Origin of the sequence: Methylobacterium symbioticum (assembly GCF_902141845.1) — a bacterium.
GTDB lineage: Bacteria > Pseudomonadota > Alphaproteobacteria > Rhizobiales > Beijerinckiaceae > Methylobacterium > Methylobacterium symbioticum.
Genome location: NZ_CABFPH010000098.1, coordinates 1 through 18,723 on the forward strand (window position 1 = coordinate 1; position 18,723 = coordinate 18,723).

The following is an 18,723-nucleotide window of genomic DNA, read 5'->3' on the forward strand; positions in this document are numbered from 1 at the left end:
CATGCTGATCGTCGTCATCGATGACCCCTATGATCGGTTCCGATTCAACCATCAGGCATACGAGATGCCGGTCGGTGGGGGCATCCACCGCATCAGTTCGCGTGCGCGGACGCCGCCCGGTCCATGGCAAGCCTCCCGGATGAAGCCGGCCTATCGCCTGCCGCGGAAGCCGCCGCGGTAGCCGCCATAGGCGCGCCCGACGCCGACCCGACCGCCCGCGACGCGACCGCCATAAGCGCGGCCGCCATAGACGCGCCGGACATAGGCGCCGCGATACGCGTAGCCGCCGCGGTAGCCGTAGCCGCCGCGATAGCCATAGCCGCCGCGATAGCCGTAGGCGCCATAGGGCCGGTAATAGCCCGGCGCCGCGTAGGCATTCGGCCGGCAGGCCCCGTAGACGTTGCGGTGGAAACCGGGGCCGCAGCCCTGCGCGGCCAGCACCACCGCGGAGCCGATCATCCCTCTCTCGATCGGCCCGAGGCCCAGGACGGCACCCAGGAGGGTGCCCGCCATCACGATCGGTCTGAAGCGCTTCATGGTCTGCCTACCCTCGTGTCGCTCGGGCCCCCTGGAACACCCCCGTGCGGGGGACGACGTTGGCCTGTTCTGGGACGCGGCAGGCCGCCCTCAGAAGATCCACCGGAACGCCCGGCGGATCTGCCCGCGGCCGAGGCGCGCGCCCCGCAGGTGGCGGTACAGCATCCGGTCCATCGCATCCGCCGCCTGGCCGTACTCCGCGGCGCACTCGACCGCGCGCTCGCTCGGCAGGCTGGCGCGGTCCACGAGATAGGCGAAGGCGCGGCGGTCGGAGCCGTAGGCGAGGCACAGGAGGTTGTAGAGGCGCTGGGCGAACAGCCCGTGGGAATCGGCCAGGACTGCCTGCACCGCCGTCTCCTCGGCCGTGAAGCTCCTGAACAGATGCGCGCCCCCGTCGATCACGCGGCGCGCCTTGGCCGGCGGGAGCCGGAGGACGACCAGGGCGGCGAACTGGTCGGCCGCATCCTCCTCACGGCCCAGCACCGGGATGTCGAGGATGTCGAACAGGGCGTGGCCGACCTCGTGGAGGAAGACCTGCGCCAACCCGCCGAAGATGGCGGCCTGACGGGTCAGGCCGTCGGGCGTGACGGTGGAAGGCGCCCGCTCCCGCACGTCCCGGATGTAATCGTAACAGACGGTCACCGTCCGCTCGCGGGGCACGTACCACGCATTGGGCTCGCCGCCGCACCCGGCCATCCGCAGCGTCAGCGTTCGGGGCAGGCGGAGATCCGAGACGAGGTTTCGAAGCCCTTCGAGCACCCGGCGCTCCCTCACCTCACGGTAGATCTCCGAGGCGTCGCCCGGGCCCGGATCCTGGTAGACGGTCCGGACCTGCGGCCTCGCGCCCCTCTCCGCCCGGACCTCCATCGCGCAGAGGAGCCAGATCAGAAGCACGGCGGGACCGACATGGCGGCGCATCGGCATCGTCCGGCCCTCGAACATGGCCAAGCCGAGGCCGTGACAGCTACAGCAGCCGCGGGCGCACGCTTGTTCCGTTGGGACGGCACCTGCCGGGTCTCAGCCGGAAGCCGCAGCCGGACCGGCCGAACGGATCCGATCCTTGATCCAGATCAATTTCGATGATCGATGCGCACTCTAGCATCCTGCGTCGCAATGCTGCCGACCGGTTGTGCGACAGGGAATTGGTGGAGACAATCCTCAATACCGATTCAGTCTCGAATGGCGCCGCATGAGTATGAGCGTAAAATCTTAGCGAAGCAATATTCGTTTGAGACGGACGTTGCGGCGCTTAATATCATGCCTTATGATCGAATTCGAAAAGCGGTCGGGTGTAGGGTCGACGATACTTGGGGCAGGCCGCATTGGATCCGGCGTCGCATCCGGGATTCGAAGGCGTAGGCAGGCCAGGCCTCCGCTCGCCCACACACAAGGAACACAGTCGAATCCACTTGCAGTCCGAGATTTATAAGTCTTCGCCTGGAAGGATGAAGTCTCAGCAAGAACATTTACAAAAATCCGTCCCGCGTCGATTCTCTCATCGCAGATCCTGGATCTGCAGACGGGGTCTCACCTCATGCGCGATCCGGTCGATGATCGGCGGGCCGATGCCTGCCTGTGCGGGACGGACGGCACGAACCCCACGGATCTCATTCACGGCGCCGCCGTACGGGCGATCCGCGATCTCCTGCGGGAACGCGATGTCGAGCCGGACGAACTCATGGCTCTCGCCGGGCTGTCCGCCCCTGCGCCCGACGCTGCGGATGCCAGCTCGTTCGCCGCGCTCGGCCGGCTGACGGCGCTGTGCGCGGAGCGCACGCGCTGCCCGCATTTCGGGCTCATGGTCGGTCAGCGCACGACCCTCGCATCGTTCGGCCTCCTCGGTCTGCTGATGCGGCACTCCGAGACGATCGGCGACGCGCTGAGAGGTCTCGAGGCGCATCACGGCCTGCTCAACCGCGGCGCCGTGATCAGCCTGTCGACCAACGGCTCCCTGGCCCTGGTGTCCTACGCCCCCTATGAGCCCGACATCGCGGGGATCGGGCTGCATTGCGAGCGGGCGATCGCGGCCGTCACGCAGGCTCTGCGGGCCTTGGGCGATGCGAATTGGGCGCCCGATGAGGTCCTGCTGCCGCGCGTGCAGCCGACCGATCGGCAACCCTATGCCCAGTTCTTCCAGGCGCCGGTCCGCTTCGACCAGGAGATCGCGGCGCTCGTGGTCCCGGCGAGCCTTCTGCGACAACCGATTCGAGACGCGCACCCGCTGACGCGCATGAGCGTCGAGCGGCGCCTCCGGCAGATCGAGGCCTCCATCCTGCCGGACGCGGCGGATGATCTGCGCCGACGCCTGCGCGTGACGATGGCCGACCAGCACCTCAGCGCCGAACAGGTTGCCCGGGCCATGGCCATCCACCGGCGTACCCTGAGCCGGCGCCTGAAGGCGGAGGGCACGTCCTTCCGGCTGGTGGCGAGAGAGACCCGACTCGCCATCGCCGCGCAGCTGTTGGTCGATACCGATCTGAGCCTCGCGCAGATCTCCGCGGCTCTCGAGTTCTCCGAACCCTCCGCCTTTACCCACGCCTTCCGTCGCTGGACGGGCATGACGCCGAGCGTATGGCGCCAGGAAAGACGGACCCCGCAACAGACTGATCATAAGCATACGTCACTTAGCCAGGACGCATATAGTCAGGCTGAGGCAGATCCCTCGCATTCACGATCTGTAGCGACTGGCCGATGCTGGAAGGACGTGCATCAACAGCCGAGAACATAGCCGCCGCGGGCTTTCGCTTGATCAACGACGGCAGCAGTCCGACTGTCACCTCCGGCGCGCGGATCAAGATGCATTCACCCGCTAGAACGAGATCAATATATGCCTCTCGTTGTAGCCGCTTGCTCCCGGCTTCCAGATCCTTCATACGGCGAACCTGGTCGCTCTTCAGGCCGACGAAGTCACGCCACCACTGGGAATACGTCACTGAACTCACGCCGATGGCGGATGGCCTCGGAGAGGCTCTGGCCCTGTGAGATCAGCACATCCACGTGCCGTCGCTTGGCAACAATCGCCTCGGGCTCCGGGGGCTTGGCCATGCCACCCGCCCTCCTGGCTCGAAAGCCATACCCAAGGGCGGACCCCTGCGATGGAGGCGGATCGATCGGACCCAGTCCGAAACCAGAGTCCCCGAAACGACGAAGGCCACCCTCAGGCGGCCCATTGTAAATATCTGATCCGGCTGAGAATTTTATGGTCGGAGCGAGAGGATTCGAACCTCCGACCCCTAGTCCCCCAGACTAGTGCGCTAACCGGGCTGCGCTACGCTCCGACGCCCCGAAGGGCAGGCGGGGATTTAGCTTTTGGCTTCGGAACACGCAAGCCCCCGCCGGCCAAGAATGGCAGGAAAGCGCAGCGTATGGCAGCGGCGCGCACGGAAAGTCCCACGGAAGTCCCACGCCCCGTTCGCCCGACGGTCCGGGCTCGAAACGCGAAAGGCGCCCCCCCCGGCCGAAGCCAGGGGCACCTCAAGAGTCCGGTTCGGAGCTGGAGTCCGGTTCGGAGCTGGCGCGCTACGAGAATGTGCATGTGACGTCGACGCACCCGACCCGATTTTGTCTCACGCTCGACGTGCAACACGAACCACGACAGGTCCGCCGAGGCGGACATTCATACCGTGCAGCCAGGGCGTCCGACATCGGTTGTAACGCGGACATCGCCGCAGTGCCTGCAAGCGGAGGTTCGACACTGCGTCGATCTCGGCCCTGTACCGGCCTTCGCCAGCATCTCCGTCGCGGATATCGGCCTCAGCCGTGACGCAGGCGCCGCGCTTCCTCGCGGCCGCCTCCAGCCATCGTTTCAACAGGCCGGCCGCGCTGGCGCGCACCCTCTCTCGGTATTCAGCTCTGGTAGGGTCCGATCAAAATTGACCAACTCCAAATTTGCCGCCCGCTTGGCAGGGTAGCATGGCACATGGAATCAGATGGTACCTTCTACCTGGACGACGATTACTTCAACCGCCCAGCCGAGATGAAGCCCCTGCTTCACACGTGGTCGCTCGGTATCGAGGAGAAATTCGACCTCATCGCCTCGACCTTGATCATCGTGATCTTTGAATACGGCCGCCGATCACTCGCCATCTGCTTTGCGTTGTGCCTAGCCTCCTTCTTGGCGGAGTTGATGCTGACGACCCATCGGAGCGTGGCATTCCATCTCTTGCCGTCGCGCCTATGGGAGCTTCTGCTCGGGTCCTGCGTCGCCTTGGGCATGCGCGCGGGACGGGCATACCGCCTCAAACCGGTGTCCGCGAACCGGGCTGCGCTTCGCTTCCGACGCACCGGACGGCAGGCGGGGATGTCGACTCCTGCTCCGTGCGCAAGCCCCTCGCGCGCTGGAGCATGTTCCGCGGAAGTGGTCGCCGGTTCCGCGAAAGAAAATGCGCTCCGCTCAATCCGTTAGAGCATTCTCCGTGATCCTTGGATCACGGAGAATGCTCTGGGCCGGGCCCGCGTCGAGCAGGGGGGCGCCGGCCTGTCCTCTGGTCCTCGTCGGCGGCGGCAGGTAACCGGGGGCATTGCGCCGATCGACGGAGCCCGGATGGAACGCCCCCTCGCCTTCGACCTGACGCGGCTGGTGACGCGGCTGCGGCATGCGAGTCCTTCGGGGATCGACCGGGTCGACCTGGCCTATGCCCGGCGCGTGCTCGGAACCGCGGGTGATCGCTTCGGGGTGGTATCGACGGCGCTCGGCCCGCGCGTGCTCGACCGGGCGCGGGCGCTCGCCATCGTCGAGGCGGTGGCGGCGGGCTGGGTCGAGGACGGGGCGGCCGAAGCCGATCCCGTCTATCGCCGCCTCGCGGCCCAACTCGGGAGCGGGGTCGCGGGCGCGCCGCCGCCGGGCCCCGCGCCCTCGGCCGGGTCGCGCCGGGCGATCCAGGCGCGGGCGAGCGCCACGATCCTGCGGGCTGCGTCCATCGCGGCGCTGCCGCAGGGGAGCCTCTACCTGCACAGCTCGCATCTGCGCCTCGACAAGCCGGGCCGGTTCGACTGGCTCTACGACCGCCGCGACGTGCGCGCCGCCTTCTTCGTGCACGACCTCATCCCCATCACCCATCCCGAATACGGCCGCCCCGGCGAGGCCGAGCGCCATGCCGAGCGGATGCGCACGGTCGGCCGCCACGCGGCCGCGATCCTGGCGAACTCGGCCGACACCGCCGAGCGCACCGGCGCCCATCTCGCGCGCGACGGCGTCCGGCCGCCGCCGATGGCAATCGGCCATCTCGGCGTCGAGCCGGCCTTCGGGCGCGAGGGCACGCGCCTGGCTTGCGCGCACCCGACCTTCGTCGTCTGCGGCACGATCGAGCCGCGCAAGAACCACCTGCTCCTGCTCCACCTCTGGCGGGCCCTGGCCGAGCGGCTCGGGCCGGCGACGCCCCGCCTGGTCCTCGTGGGGCGGCGCGGCTGGGAGGCCGAGAACATCGTGGACATGCTGGAGCGCTGCGCAGCCATCCGCGCGCATGTCGTGGAGGTCTCCGGCCTCTCCACCCACGGCCTCGCCGCCCTGATGCGCGGCGCCACCGCCCTGCTGATGCCCTCCTTCGCCGAGGGCTACGGCATCCCCATCGTCGAGGCCGCCGCCTCCGGCCTGCCGGTGGTCGCCTCGGACATTCCCGTCCACCGGGAGATCGGCGCCGGCTTCTGCGACTTCCTCGACCCGCTCGACGGCACCGGCTGGATGCGGGCGGTGGAGGAGATCGCGGCCCCGGATTCGGGTCGGCGCGCCGCCCTCGCCCGCCGCCTCGACGGCTACCGCCCGCCCGACTGGACCGGCCATTTCGCCGCCGTCGAGCCGCTCCTGCAAAGCCTCTGAATCCGGGTGCCGAGCGGGATCATGCGACGCCTGCGCGGGCCCGCCTCGCCGGCGCCGCCCTGTAACCGGTGCGCCGCCGCGGCGAAGAGTCCGGGGCACGCATCGTTCGACCCGTCCGGCGGTTTCCCGCCGAGTCCCCGACAGCCCCCATAGATCATGCCCGCTTCCGCGCCCGCACGCCCGACATTGCCGCTGCCTTGGCTCGACCGCGCCGGCCGCCTCTCGCTGCTGAAGCTCTGCGTCTTCCTGCTGGTGCTGGCGCCGGGTCTCGACCTCGCCTGGGCCTACGCCCACGACGCGCTGGGCGCGAAGCCGATCACCACCCTCATCCACGCCACCGGCGAGTGGTCGATGCGGCTGCTCCTCGCGACGCTCGCGGTGACGCCGCTGCGGCGCGTCGCGAACTGGCCGAAGCTGATCAACCTGCGGCGCATGCTCGGACTGGCGGCGCTCGCCTACGCGCTGGCCCATCTCGCGCTCTACGTGGTGGACCAGAACTTCGATCTCGGGAAGGTCGTCTCGGAGATCGCGCTGCGCGTCTACCTGACCATCGGCTTCGTCGCGCTCGCCGGCCTCGTCGTGCTCGGCTGGACCTCCACCGACGCCGCGATCCGGCGGATGGGCCAGGCCTGGAACCGGCTGCACCGGATCGTCTACGGAATCGCGGCGCTGGGGCTGCTCCACTACTTCCTGCAGGCCAAGATCGACGTGACGAACCCGGTCTTCTGGACCGGGCTGTTCCTGCTGCTGATGGGCTGGCGCCTGATGCAGCGTCTGCGTGCGCCGACGCGGCCCTGGTCGCTGGCGCTGCTCGCGATCGGCACCGCGCTCCTCACCGCGCTCCTCGAGGCCGCGTGGTACGGCGTGAAGAGCGGCGTGCCGGCCAGCCTCGTGCTCGGCGCGAACCTCGATTTTTCCGGGCCGATCCGCCCGGCCTGGTGGGTGCTCGGGATCGGCCTGCTGCTGCCGCTCCTGAACCTCGTGCGCGGCACGCCGGAAGGCGGCCGGGCCGCGGCGGCGCGGCGCGCGCCTGGCCTTGTTCCCGCCCGCGCGATGGCGCAGAAACCCTGACCGCGGCCGCCCGGGCCGCACGGGGAATGCCCATGCGGAACACGGTCCTGGCCTGCGCGCTCCTGCTGTCGGGGCCCGCTGCGGCGGCCTGCACCGCGCCCGCGCCGCCCGTCGCGGAGCGCCCGGAGAAGCCACCGCTCCCGCAGAAGCCGGCCTGCCTCGACGCCAAGGGCGGCTGCCCCGGCTGGGAGGCCTATACCTACAACGACCAGATCAAGGCCTATAACCTGCAGGCTCAGGCCTTCCGCCCGCTGGCCGAGGCCTATCTGAAGAAGCTCAACGCCTACGTGAAGGCGGCCAACGACTACGCCCAGTGTGAGGTGAAGACGCTGCAGTAGCGCGGGCCTGTTCAAGGGTCTCCGCCGCGGTCGTCAGGCGCGCGTGGTGCGTTTCTCCTGGCTTGACCGGCCGATGAGCCGATGCGACAGCCCGGCAAACCGCAGCAGGATATCCGGATGACCGCTTCCCTCGACCTCCTCGTGCTCGGCAATGCCATCGTCGATCTGATCGCACGCACCGACGACGCCTTCCTGACGGCGCAGGACGTGACCAAGGGGGCGATGCAGCTGATCGACGAGCCGCGGGCCGAATCCCTGTTCGCCGCGATGGGACCGACGACCGTGGTCTCGGGCGGCTCGGGCGCGAACACCGCGGTCGGCGCGGCGATGCTGGGGGCGAAGACCGCCTTCATCGGCAAGGTCCGCGACGACGAGCTCGGCGGGCTCTACGCGCACGAGCTGAAGGCGGCCGGCGTCGCCTTCCCCGTCTCCGCCGCGACCGAGGGGCCGGCCACGGCGCGCTGCTTCGTGCTGGTGACGCCGGACGGCGAGCGCACCATGAACACCTATCTCGGCGCCTGCCAGGGCCTGTCGCCTGCGGATGTCGATCCGGCCGTGGTCGAGAGCGCCCGTGTCATCTATCTCGAAGGCTATCTCTGGGATCCGCCGGCGGCCAAGGAGGCCTTCCGCAAGGCGGTGAAGATCGCCCACGGCGCCGGCAACGCGGTGGCGCTGACCCTCTCCGACGCCTTCTGCGTCGGCCGCTACCGCGAGGAGTTCCTGGGGCTGATCCGCGACGGCAGCATCGACATCCTGTTCGCCAATATCGGCGAGCTGAAGAGCCTCTACGAGACCGAGGATGCCGAGGCCGCCGTGACGGCGCTGCGCGAGGAGCGCAACGGCCGCGGCATTCACCTGCTCGGCCTCGTCACCCGCTCCGAAGAGGGCGCGCTTGTGGTGAAGGGCGGCGAGGTCCGCGCCGTGCCCGCCACCCCGGTGGAGACCGTGATGGACACCACCGGCGCGGGCGACCTCTTCGCGGCGGGCTTCCTCGCCGGCCATGCCCGCGGCCTCGACAACGTCGCCTGCGCCCGGCTCGGCGTGCTGGCGGCGGGCCAGGTCATCCAGCATATCGGCGCCCGGCCGCAGGTCGACCTCGTCACCCTCGCCAAGAAGAAGGGGCTGCTCTGACGGGCCCCGGCCCTGACCGTTTCACGAGCCGCCGTTTTCCCTCACGGCCAGAGAAGAAGCGACGCTGCCGATCGAGGCGCGGGTCCCCTCTCCCGAACGGGAGAGGGCGCGCGTCGCGGTTTCCGAACCGATCCGGAAGCGGGGCTGCCCGCTCAGGGGCCCATCTCCCGATGGGAGGAGGAGCCCCAGCCTCTCACGGCCGCAGCAGCACCTTTCCCACCGCCTCGCGGCGCGTGAGGAGGCCCATCGCCTCCCCGTACTCCTCAAGCGGGTAGACTCCGTGCACCTTGGCGGTGAGCCGGCCCTCCGCCACCCAGGCGAGGAGCTGGCGCTGGTTCTCCTGATGCGCGTCCGGGTCCCGGTCGAGGAAGGCGCCCCAATGGACGCCCTGCACGTCGAGCTCCTTCAGGAGCATCAGGTTGAGGGGCAGGCGCGGGATCTCGCCCGCCGCGAATCCGACGACGAGGTAGCGCCCGCGCCAGCGCAGCGCCCGGAGCGCCGGCTCGGCGAAGGCGTCGCCCACCGCGTCGTAGACCACGTCGACCCCGCCGCCGGAGGCCTCGCGCAGGGCGTCCTTCAGGGTCGCCGGGTCGTAGACGAGGCCGATCTCGGCCCCGTGCGCCTTCGCCGCCGCGAGCTTGTCCTCGGAGGAGGCGCAGGCGATCACCCGCGCGCCCATGAGCCGGCCGAGCTCGACCGCGGCGAGGCCCACGCCGCCCGAGGCGCCGAGCACCGCGAGCCACTCGCCGGGCTGCACCCGGGCCCGGTTGCGCAGGGCATGGAGCGAGGTGCCGTAGGTGATGGTGAGCCCCGCCGCCTGCTCGTCCGAGACGCCGTCGGGCACCTTGGTGAGCTGGGCGGGCTCGGCCAGGACGAGGTCGCGGCAGGTGCCGAACTTGGCGTGGACGATCACCCGGTCGCCGACCGCGAACCCTGCGACGTCGGATCCCAGCGCCGCGATCGTGCCGCAGGCCTCGCCGCCCGGCGAGAACGGCAGGCCCGGCTTCACCTGATAGCGGCCGGCGATGATCAGCGTGTCGAAGAAATTGAGCGCGGCGACCTGCACCTGCACCAGAGCCTGGCCGGGCCCGGGCACCGGATCGGCCAGGGTCTCGACGGAGAGATCCTCGGGCTTCCCCAGCCTCGTGCACACAAGCGCCCGCATCGCGTCCTCCCGGTTGTCTTGAACCGGCGATGCCCGGAGCCGAGCCGGACCGCAAGGGCTCAGGGCCGCGCGTAGGTGCCGATCAGCAGCCCCTTGGCCAGCACGCGGCCGCGCATCGCCTCGATCAGGCCGCTGCGGCCGAGGCCGCCGGGCACGGCAAGGGCGGCCGAGAGCGCGTAGAGCTGGAAGCAGTAGCGATGCGTCCCGTGCCCGGACGGCGGGTCGGGCGGCAGCCAGCCCGTCTGAAGGACGCTGTTGCGCCCGAGCTCCCCACCCGACAGCGCCCCCTCGGCGACGGCGCCCGGCGCCGGGTCGATGTCGGGGGCGATCAGGTGAACCAGGGGCTGCGGCGTCGGGGCATCGGCATCCTCGACGAGGAGCGCGAGCCCGGCGGTGCCCACGGGCAGGCCGGCCCAGGCGAGCGGCGGCGCGACGCCCGCCCCGTCCGCCGTGAAGCGGGCCGGCATCGGCGCGCCGTCCGCGAAGGCGGGGCTCGTCAGCGCGATGCCCTCGGCCGTCCCGGCGAACGCGGACCGGTAGGCGATGGTCTCCAGGCCCGCGCGGAAGCCCGACAGGGCCTCGCCCACGGCGTGCGGCAGCTTTTCCAGCATCGGGGTCTCGGTCTCCGCATGACCGGGATCAACGGAGAGGGGATCATCCGGTTCAGGCCGGCCTCTCGGCCGCGACCATGTAGTTCACGCCGACGTCCCGGCTCGGGCGCCAGCCGTCGGTGAGGGGATTGTAGACCACGCCCGTGGTGTCGACCGGGCTCACGCCGCCGTCACGCAGCATCCGCTTCAGCTCGTCCGGGGTCAGGAACTTGTCCCAGTCATGCGTGCCCTTCGGCAGCCAGCCGAGCACGTATTCCGCCCCGACGATGGCGAGCGCGAAGGAGCGCAGGGTCCGGTTGATGGTGGCCGCGAACAGGAGGCCGCCGGGCTTCACCGCCGCGCAGGCCGCGCGCAGGAAGGCGGCCGGATCCGGCACGTGCTCGATCACCTCCATGGCGAGCACCACGTCGAAGCGGGCGCCCTCGCCCGCCACGGCCTCGATCGTGTCGGCGCGATAGGTCACCGGCACGCCCTCCGCCTCCGCATGGGCACGCGCCACCGCGAGGTTGCGGGCGGCGGGCTCGAGCCCCGTGACCTCGGCCCCGAGGCGGGCGAGCGGCTCGGACAGGATGCCGCCGCCGCAGCCGATATCGACCACGCTCAGGCCCTCGAGGGCGAAGGGGCGGTCGGGGTCGCGCCCGAAATGGCGGCAGGCCCTGTCGCGGATATAGGCGAGGCGCACCGGGTTGAAGCGGTGCAGCACCCGCATCGGCCCCGCCTCGTCCCACCACGTCGCCGCCAGCGCGTCGAAGCGCGCCACCTCCGCGGCGTCGACCCGACCCTGGTGCCCGTCCGTTCCCGTCTCGGCCATGCCCGACCCGTACTCCAGGTTTAGAGTGACTCCGGCCTGCCGGCCGGCGTGTTGACAGCCCCTGCCGCCGCTTGTACCCGCCCGAACCCGACCCGGTACAGACGCGGGACCTCGGGTCCGCGCCGCCGGGTCCGATTCTTTGCAGGACAACGCGGACGCGCCATGCCCCGTTTGGTGATGAAGTTCGGCGGCACGTCCGTCGCCAACGTGGACCGGATCCGCAACGTGGCCGCGCACGTGGCCCGCGAGGTCGCGGCCGGCTACGAGGTCGCGGTCGTGGTCTCGGCGATGTCGGGCAAGACCAACGAGCTGGTCGCCTGGGTGAAGGACGCCGACCCGCTCTACGCGGAAGCCGAGTACGACGCGGTCGTCGCCTCGGGCGAGCAGGTGACCTCGGGGCTGCTGGCGGTCGCCCTGCGCAAGATGGGCATCGCGGCCCGCTCCTGGCAGGGCTGGCAGATCCCGATCCTCACCTCGGACGCGCACGGCTCGGCCCGCATCGCGGAGATCGACGGCGCGCGGCTCGATGCCGGCTTCAAGCGCGGCGAGGTCGCGGTGATCGCGGGCTTCCAGGGCATGCATGCCGAGACCGGCCGGATCACGACCCTCGGCCGCGGCGGCTCGGACACCAGCGCGGTCGCGGTGGCCGCCGCCATCGGCGCCGAGCGCTGCGACATCTACACCGACGTGGACGGCGTCTACACCACCGACCCGCGTGTCGTGCCGAAGGCCAGGCGCATGGAGCGCGTGACCTTCGAGGAGATGCTGGAGATGGCCTCGCTCGGCGCCAAGGTGCTGCAGGTCCGCTCCGTGGAGCTCGCCATGGTGCACCGGGTGCCGACCACCGTGCGCTCCTCCTTCGATCCGCCGGACGCGGCCCGTCCCGGCACTCTCATCTGCGACGAGGACGACATCGTGGAACAGCAGATCATCACCGGGATCGCCTTCTCGCGGGACGAGGCGCAGATCACGCTCCGCGGCGTGAAGGACAGCCCCGGCGTCGCCGCGGCGATCTTCGGCCCGCTGGCGGATGCCAACATCAACGTCGACATGATCATCCAGACCGTGTCGGGCGACCAGTCGACCACCGACATGACCTTCACGGTCCCGGCGGCCGATTACGAGCGCACGCGCACCGTGCTGCAGGCGCAGGCCGAGACGATCGGCTTCGCCCAGATCGAGGGCGCCACCGACGTGGTGAAGGTCTCGGCGATCGGCGTCGGCATGCGCTCGCATGCGGGCGTGGCGGCCAAGGCCTTCCGGGCGCTGGCCCAAAAGGGAATCAACATCCGCGCCATCACCACCTCGGAGATCAAGTTCTCCGTCCTCATCGATGCGGCCTATACGGAGCTTGCCGTTCGCACGCTCCACTCGCTATACGGCCTCGATCAGGCCTGACTCTCGGGGAGGGCGCCAGGGGGCGGTGGCCATCTGGCGTCAAGGTTGCAGGACTGACCGACGCCGCACCGGCCCCTGACGCTGGAATGACGAGACCATGCCCGCTGCGCCCGGAGGCCCGCGCCTGCTGCTGCGCCGCCTTCGCGAAGCGATGGCGGAGCCGGTCAGCCCCCAGGCGCGCCTCGACCGCATCGTCGTCCTGATCGCGGCGAACGTCGTCGCCGAGGTCTGCTCGGTCTACGTCCTGCGCGACGACAACATCCTCGAGTTGTTCGCGACGGAGGGGCTGAACCGCGAGGCGGTCCATCTCACCCGCATGCGCGCGGACGAGGGCCTCGTCGGCCTGATCGCCAAGACGGCCGAGCCGCTGGCCCTCTCCGACGCGCAGCAGCACCCGGCCTTCTCCTACCGCCCGGAGACGGGCGAGGAGGCGTTCCACGCCTTCCTCGGCGTGCCGCTGCTGCGGGCCGGCAACACGCTCGGCGTGCTCACCGTCCAGAACAAGACCTACCGGGTCTATTCCGAGGAGGAGATCGAGGCGCTCCAGACCACCGCCATGGTGCTCTCGGAGATGATCGCCTCGGGCGAGCTGCAGGGGCTCGCCCCCGATGCCGGCACCGCGGCGCGGCGCGCCATCAGCGTGCGCGGCACCGTGCTCGCGGAGGGGATCGGGCTCGGCTACGTGGTGCTGCACGAGCCGCGCATCATCGTGAAGACCCTGATCGCCGAGAACAGCGAGCGCGAGATGGCGCGGCTGGAGACGGCGATCGAGAAGGTGCGCTCGGCGATCGACGCCCTGGTCGAGCGCGGCGACAAGATGGGCACGGCCGAGTCCCGCGAGGTGCTCGAGACCGTGCGCATGTTCGCCCACGACAAGGGCTGGCTGCGCCGGATGCGCGAGGCGGTGGGCTCCGGTCTCACCGCCGAGGCCGCGGTGGAGCGGGTCCAGTCCGACAACCGCGCCCGGATGGTGCGCCAGAGCGACCCCTATCTGCGCGACCGGCTGCACGATCTCGACGATCTCGCCAACCGCGTGATGCGCGAGCTCGTCGGCGACGAGGCCGTGGGCCTGCCCGGGATGCTGCCCGAGAACGCGATCCTGGTCGCCCGCTCCATGGGCCCGGCCGCGCTCCTCGACTACGAGCCCGGGCGCCTGCGCGGCCTCGTGCTGGAGGAAGGCGGGCCGACGAGCCACGTCGCCATCGTCGCCCGGGCGCTGGGCATCCCGGCGGTGAGCGAGATCGAGAACGCCGCCGCGCTCTGCGATTCCGGCGATGCCATCATCGTGGACGGCGTGGCGGGCGAGGTTCATGTCCGCCCGGGGCCCGAGGTCGAGGCCTCCTATGCCGAGATGGTGCGCCTGCGCGCCCGGCGCCAGGAGCAGTACCGGGCGCTCCGCGACGTGCCGGCGATCACCCGCGACGGGGTGCGCATCGGGCTCCACCTGAATGCGGGCCTCCTCGTCGATCTCGGCCATCTCAACGAGACGGGGGCGGAGGGCGTCGGCCTGTTCCGCACCGAGCTGCAATTCATGGTGGCGCAGCGCATGCCGTCGGCGGCCGAGCAGCAGGCGCTCTACCGGGCCGTGCTCACCGCCTCCGGCGACAAGCCCGTCACCATCCGGACCCTCGACATCGGCGGCGACAAGATCCTGCCCTACATGCCCAAGCTCGAGGAGGAGAACCCGGCGCTCGGCTGGCGGGCGATCCGGATCGGGCTCGACCGGCCGGCGCTCCTGCGCGTGCAGCTGCGCGCGCTGCTCAAGGCCTCGGACGGGCATCCGCTCAAGATCATGTTCCCGATGGTCGCGACGGTGGACGAGTTCGTGCGGGCGCGGGCCATCGTGGAGCGCGAGAAGGCGCATCTGCGCCGCCACGGCTACACCCTGCCGGCGGATTGCCAGCTCGGCGCCATGGTCGAGGTGCCCTCGCTCCTGTTCCAGATCGACGAGATCGCCCGTGAGGCCGATTTCCTCTCGGTCGGCTCGAACGACCTGATGCAGTTCCTGTTCGCGGTCGACCGCGAGAACCGGCGGGTGGCCGACCGCTTCGACCCGCTCTCGGTGGCCGCGATCCGCGCCTTCCGGCTGATCGCCGAGCGGGCGGCGGCGGCCGGCTGCCCGGTCACGGTCTGCGGCGAGATCGGCGGGCGCCCGCTCGACGCGATGGCCCTCGTCGGCATGGGCTTTCGCAACTTCTCGATGTCGCCGGCCGCGATCGGCCCGGTGAAGGCGATGGTGCTCTCCATCGAGGCCGCGGAGGTCGCCGCGCTGATCGAGACCGAGACCGCCCGGATGCATGACGGCGACAGCCTGCGACCGGTGCTCGCGGCCTTCGCGAAGGCACGCGGCGTGCCCATCTAGACTCCGTCGGTCCGGGGCGCGCCCGCGCCGGACCGGGCGAGGAACGCCGGCCGCACAGGGGCGGCATGCGGCGAAGCCCTTGCGCCGGAACACCTCTCGGAACACAGCACGGCGATGATCCCGATACCTCCCGAGCGCCTCGACGCGATCCTGACGCGCCACGACATCGTCACCGCGACGCTCGCCGCCGGCACCATCGAGTCCGAGACCGTGGTGCAGCTCTCGCGCGAGCTCTCCGATCTCGACCCCGTGGTCGCCGCCATCCATGCCTACCGCGCGGCTGCGGCCGATCTCGCCGGGATCGAGGCGATGATCGACGAGCCGGGCTCGGATCCCGAGATGCGGGCGCTCGCCGCCGAGGAGAAGCCGGAGGCGGAAGGCGCCCTGCTCCGGGCCCATCGCGAGCTCCAGCTCATGCTGCTGCCCAAGGACGCGGCCGACGAGAAGAGCGCGATCCTCGAGGTCCGCGCCGGCACTGGCGGCGACGAGGCGGCGCTCTTCGCGGGCGACCTGTTCCGCATGTACGCGAAATATGCCGAGTCGAAGGGCTGGCGCGTCGAGGTGATCTCGGAGAGCGAGGGCACGATGGGCGGCTACCGCGAGGTGGTCGCCGAGGTGAAGGGCCGCGGCGTGTTCGCCCGCCTCAAGTTCGAGAGCGGGGCCCACCGCGTCCAGCGCGTGCCCGAGACCGAGACCCAGGGGCGCATCCACACCTCCGCCGCCACCGTCGCGGTGCTGCCCGAGGCCGAGGAGGTCGACATCGCGGTCAACGAGGCCGACCTGAAGATCGACACCATGCGGGCGCAGGGCGCGGGCGGCCAGCACGTCAACAAGACGGAATCGGCGATCCGCATCACCCATATCCCGAGCGGGATCGTGGTCTTCGTCCAGGAGGAGCGCTCGCAGCACAAGAACCGGGCCCGCGCCATGGCGCTGCTGCGGTCCAGGCTCTACGACGCCGAGCGCTCGGCCAAGGATTCGGCCCGCGCCGCCGACCGCAAGGCGCAGGTCGGCTCGGGCGACCGCTCGGAGCGCATCCGCACCTACAATTTCCCGCAGGGGCGGGTCACCGACCACCGCATCAACCTGACGCTGTACAAGCTGGAGGAGGTGCTCGCCGGCCCCGCCCTCGACGACCTCGTCGACGCCCTGGTGACCGAGCATCAGGCGGAGCTGCTCGCCGCCGAGGGGATGGCGTGAACCGGGACGCCGCATCCCCTCCCCCCGCGCAGCTCGGGCCTGCCCGCGCTGCGCCCCCTCCCCCCTCTCCCGCAGAGGGGGGAGGGATCAGCGGCACCACATCCCGTCGCGCAGCCCTGCGCCATCTGACCGAAGCCCTCCAGGCCGCCGGCATCGACAACCCGGCGGGCGAGGCGCGCTTCCTGCTGCTCGACCTGCTCGGGCTGCAGAGTTTCGACCTCGTCGGCGGCGGCGGGGAAGCCATCGGCCCGGACGGCGCGGCCCGCCTCGCCGCGGCGCTCGACCGGCGCCGCGCGGGTGAGCCGGTGGCGCGCATCCTCGGCGCCTGGGAGTTCTGGGGCCTGCCGTTCCGCCTGTCGCCCGAGACCCTGGTGCCGCGCCCGGATACCGAGACCCTGGTGGAGGCGGCCCTGCGCCTGGTGCCGGACCGGGCCGCGCCGATCCGCATCCTCGACCTCGGCACCGGCAGCGGCTGCATCCTGGTGGCGCTGCTGAGCGAGCGCCCCGCCGCCTTCGGCGTCGGCCTCGACCGGTCCGAGGGGGCCCTGCGCACCGCCCGGGAGAACGCGTGGCGGAACGGCGTCGGCGCGCGCGCCGCCTTCCTCGCCGGCGATTGGTGCGATGCCGTGTCGGGGCCCCCTTTCGATCTCGTGGTGTCCAACCCACCTTATATTGCGAGCGGCGTGATCCCGGGTCTCGCCCGCGAGGTCCGGGCGCACGATCCGGCCGCCGCCCTCGATGGCGGCGCGGATGGCCTCGACGCCTATCGCCGCATCCTGGCCGGGCTCGGGCCGCATCTCGCGCCTGGCGCGCCGGTTCTGTTCGAGATCGGCTTCGATCAGGCGCCCGCCCTGCGGAGGCTGGGGCCGGAAGCGGGCTTCACCGTGCGTGAGGTCCGGCGCGACCTCGCCGGCCATGAACGCGTCACGATCCTAGTCCAGGACGGGGAGCCGTCCGGCGCGGCCGTCCATTCGGGGGAGAATGGAAAAATGCTTGTTGAGTTTCGCGATCGCCGCTAAAGTCGGCTTGCAGATCGCGAACGTTTCGTTAAGACGGACGTCCGTAGGATCGTCGGCGACCATTCCGCCGAGCTGTTCGCCGATCTCTACACCACCGGACAAGCACGTGATCGAGCCCGTGCAGTGGTCCGGTGCCACTCGAACCTGACAATCGAGCGGTGTTGCGACGCCGGCGACGGGCCCGGGCGATCGAGACAGGCAGGCGCAGTGCCCGGATCGTCGTGGCGCATCCTGCTGGAGCGGGCCGCCGGAGCAAGTCGGCCCCGGATCAGGCTCGACCGGCCAAAGCCGCAGACCAGACGCCTTTCGCGTGAACGAGGGTCATCTGAGACCGATGAGACCAAACCAGAATCGACGGATGCGCGGCCGCAACCGGCCGAAGGGACCTAACCCGCTAACCCGTTCATACGAATCCAACGGCCCCGACGTTAAGATCCGCGGCACCGCCCAGCACATCGCCGACAAGTACGCCCAGCTCGCGCGCGACGCGCTGGCGGCGGGCGACCCTGTCGCCGCCGAGAACTACTTCCAGCACGGCGAACACTATTTCCGCATCATTTCGAGCGCCCAGGATCAGAACCGGCCGCAGCCGGGTGCCGGCTATGCCCGCCAGCCCTTCGAGGACGAGATCGAGGACGGCGAGGACGAGGGTCAGGGCGCCGGCCCGAACGGCCAGGGCTACGGCGCCTACGGCGACGAGTACGATCCCGGCCAGCAGCCGCAGCCCTACGAGAGCCGCGGCGAGCAGGACGGCCGCCGCAACGACCGGCGCGACCGCTTCCAGAACCGGAACGACCGCCCCCGCTTCGACAACCAGGGCCGTCAGGACGGGCGCCAGGAGACCCGCCAGGACAGGTTCGAGGGCCGGCAGGATTACCAGCCGCGCCAGGATTACCGGTCCGACAACCGCCAGGAGCGGGGCGACTACCCGCGTCAGGATCGTCAGGACCGCGGCGACCGGCCGGAGCGCCAGGATCGCGCCGAGCGTCAAGATCGCGCCGAGCGCCAGGATCGCCCCGAGCGTCAGGACCGCGTCGAACGTCAGGACCGCACCGAGCGGGCCGAGCGTCCGGAGCGCCAGGATCGGTCCGAGCAGCCGCGCCAGGAGCGTTCGGAGCGCCAGGAGGGCAGCTTCCGCCGCGAGCGCCGTCGCGAGGAGCGCCAGCCCGTCGAGGAGGCTCCCGCCGGCCTTCCCGCCTTCCTGATGACGCCGCCGCGCCCGGTCCCCGCGCCCGAGCCCGCCGCCCCGGCCGAGCCGCCGCCCG

At 70.7% G+C, this 18,723-nt stretch carries 16 protein-coding genes, 1 tRNA gene and 1 pseudogene; 11 read left to right on the forward strand and 7 right to left on the reverse strand.

The features are described 5' to 3' along the window. The coding region (locus MET9862_RS29845; protein WP_210248128.1) for a hypothetical protein at positions 1-181 on the forward strand (181 nt) is incomplete at its 5' end. Here MET9862_RS29845 and MET9862_RS23165 read toward each other — a convergent pair. After that, entirely contained in the window at positions 151-537 is a 387-nt protein-coding gene (locus MET9862_RS23165; RefSeq protein ID WP_142585192.1) for a GCG_CRPN prefix-to-repeats domain-containing protein, read from the reverse strand. The genes MET9862_RS29845 and MET9862_RS23165 overlap by 31 nt on opposite strands. Positions 538-627: 90 nt before the next feature. Continuing rightward, positions 628-1,461, reverse strand: coding sequence for a DUF4344 domain-containing metallopeptidase (locus MET9862_RS23170; RefSeq protein ID WP_244612865.1), 834 nt, complete (start codon positions 1,459-1,461; stop codon positions 628-630). 610 nt (positions 1,462-2,071) lie between these two features. Here MET9862_RS23170 and MET9862_RS23175 point away from each other — a divergent pair. Continuing rightward, complete coding sequence (locus MET9862_RS23175; RefSeq protein ID WP_142585193.1) at positions 2,072-3,265, forward strand: AraC family transcriptional regulator; 1,194 nt, start codon at positions 2,072-2,074, stop codon at positions 3,263-3,265. Positions 3,266-3,347: 82 nt separating this feature from the next. On the opposite strand, the pseudogene MET9862_RS30265 reads toward MET9862_RS23175, so the two are convergent. Continuing rightward, a pseudogene (locus MET9862_RS30265) lies at positions 3,348-3,582 on the reverse strand (transposase); the annotation flags it as partial. A gap of 155 nt (positions 3,583-3,737) precedes the next feature. Continuing rightward, positions 3,738-3,815, reverse strand: a tRNA-Pro gene (locus MET9862_RS23180). A 1,265-nt stretch (positions 3,816-5,080) separates the two neighbouring features. Between MET9862_RS23180 and MET9862_RS23185 the strand changes: the two genes are divergently transcribed. The 4 genes from MET9862_RS23185 to MET9862_RS23200 all read left to right on the forward strand — a co-directional run bounded on the left by MET9862_RS23185 (position 5,081) and on the right by MET9862_RS23200 (position 8,892). After that, positions 5,081-6,352 carry a glycosyltransferase family 4 protein gene (locus MET9862_RS23185; protein ID WP_142585194.1) on the forward strand — a complete coding sequence of 424 codons (1,272 nt, stop codon included), beginning with the start codon at positions 5,081-5,083 and terminating at the stop codon, positions 6,350-6,352. Between the two features lie 156 nt (positions 6,353-6,508). Beyond that, on the forward strand, positions 6,509-7,423 hold the full coding sequence (gene msrQ, locus MET9862_RS23190; protein ID WP_142585195.1) for a protein-methionine-sulfoxide reductase heme-binding subunit MsrQ: 915 nt from the start codon (positions 6,509-6,511) through the stop codon (positions 7,421-7,423). 32 nt (positions 7,424-7,455) lie between these two features. Continuing rightward, positions 7,456-7,761 carry a hypothetical protein gene (locus tag MET9862_RS23195; RefSeq protein ID WP_185156973.1) on the forward strand — a complete coding sequence of 102 codons (306 nt, stop codon included), beginning with the start codon at positions 7,456-7,458 and terminating at the stop codon, positions 7,759-7,761. A gap of 117 nt (positions 7,762-7,878) precedes the next feature. After that, positions 7,879-8,892 (forward strand): adenosine kinase, encoded by a 1,014-nt coding sequence (locus MET9862_RS23200; protein ID WP_142585197.1) that lies wholly within the window; start codon positions 7,879-7,881, stop codon positions 8,890-8,892. 193 nt (positions 8,893-9,085) lie between these two features. Here the strand turns inward: MET9862_RS23200 and MET9862_RS23205 are convergent, their stop codons facing one another. The 3 genes from MET9862_RS23205 to ubiG are packed head-to-tail and all read right to left on the reverse strand — an operon-like array spanning position 9,086 to position 11,479. After that, positions 9,086-10,057, reverse strand: coding sequence for an NADPH:quinone oxidoreductase family protein (locus tag MET9862_RS23205; RefSeq protein WP_142585198.1), 972 nt, complete (start codon positions 10,055-10,057; stop codon positions 9,086-9,088). Positions 10,058-10,116: 59 nt separating this feature from the next. Then, complete coding sequence (locus tag MET9862_RS23210) at positions 10,117-10,668, reverse strand: YbhB/YbcL family Raf kinase inhibitor-like protein (protein WP_142585199.1); 552 nt, start codon at positions 10,666-10,668, stop codon at positions 10,117-10,119. 52 nt (positions 10,669-10,720) lie between these two features. Beyond that, a complete protein-coding gene (gene ubiG / locus MET9862_RS23215) occupies positions 10,721-11,479 on the reverse strand; it encodes a bifunctional 2-polyprenyl-6-hydroxyphenol methylase/3-demethylubiquinol 3-O-methyltransferase UbiG (RefSeq protein ID WP_142585200.1) in 759 nt (252 codons plus the stop codon). 162 nt (positions 11,480-11,641) lie between these two features. On the opposite strand from ubiG, the gene MET9862_RS23220 reads away from it, so the two are divergent. From MET9862_RS23220 to MET9862_RS23240, 5 genes are all read left to right on the forward strand, one after another. Continuing rightward, positions 11,642-12,877: an aspartate kinase gene (locus MET9862_RS23220; RefSeq protein WP_142585201.1), complete on the forward strand. Its 1,236-nt coding sequence runs from the start codon at positions 11,642-11,644 to the stop codon at positions 12,875-12,877. 97 nt (positions 12,878-12,974) lie between these two features. Then, the gene (gene ptsP / locus MET9862_RS23225; protein ID WP_142585202.1) at positions 12,975-15,239 is read left to right on the forward strand and encodes a phosphoenolpyruvate--protein phosphotransferase; all 2,265 of its coding nucleotides are present in this window, start codon (positions 12,975-12,977) and stop codon (positions 15,237-15,239) included. Between the two features lie 114 nt (positions 15,240-15,353). Continuing rightward, on the forward strand, positions 15,354-16,439 hold the full coding sequence (prfA, locus tag MET9862_RS23230) for a peptide chain release factor 1 (protein WP_142585203.1): 1,086 nt from the start codon (positions 15,354-15,356) through the stop codon (positions 16,437-16,439). A gap of 86 nt (positions 16,440-16,525) precedes the next feature. Next, entirely contained in the window at positions 16,526-17,458 is a 933-nt protein-coding gene (gene prmC / locus MET9862_RS23235) for a peptide chain release factor N(5)-glutamine methyltransferase (RefSeq protein WP_142585206.1), read from the forward strand. 358 nt (positions 17,459-17,816) lie between these two features. Next, a partial coding sequence (locus MET9862_RS23240) for a DUF4167 domain-containing protein (protein WP_142585204.1) occupies positions 17,817-18,723 on the forward strand: 907 nt, incomplete at its 3' end.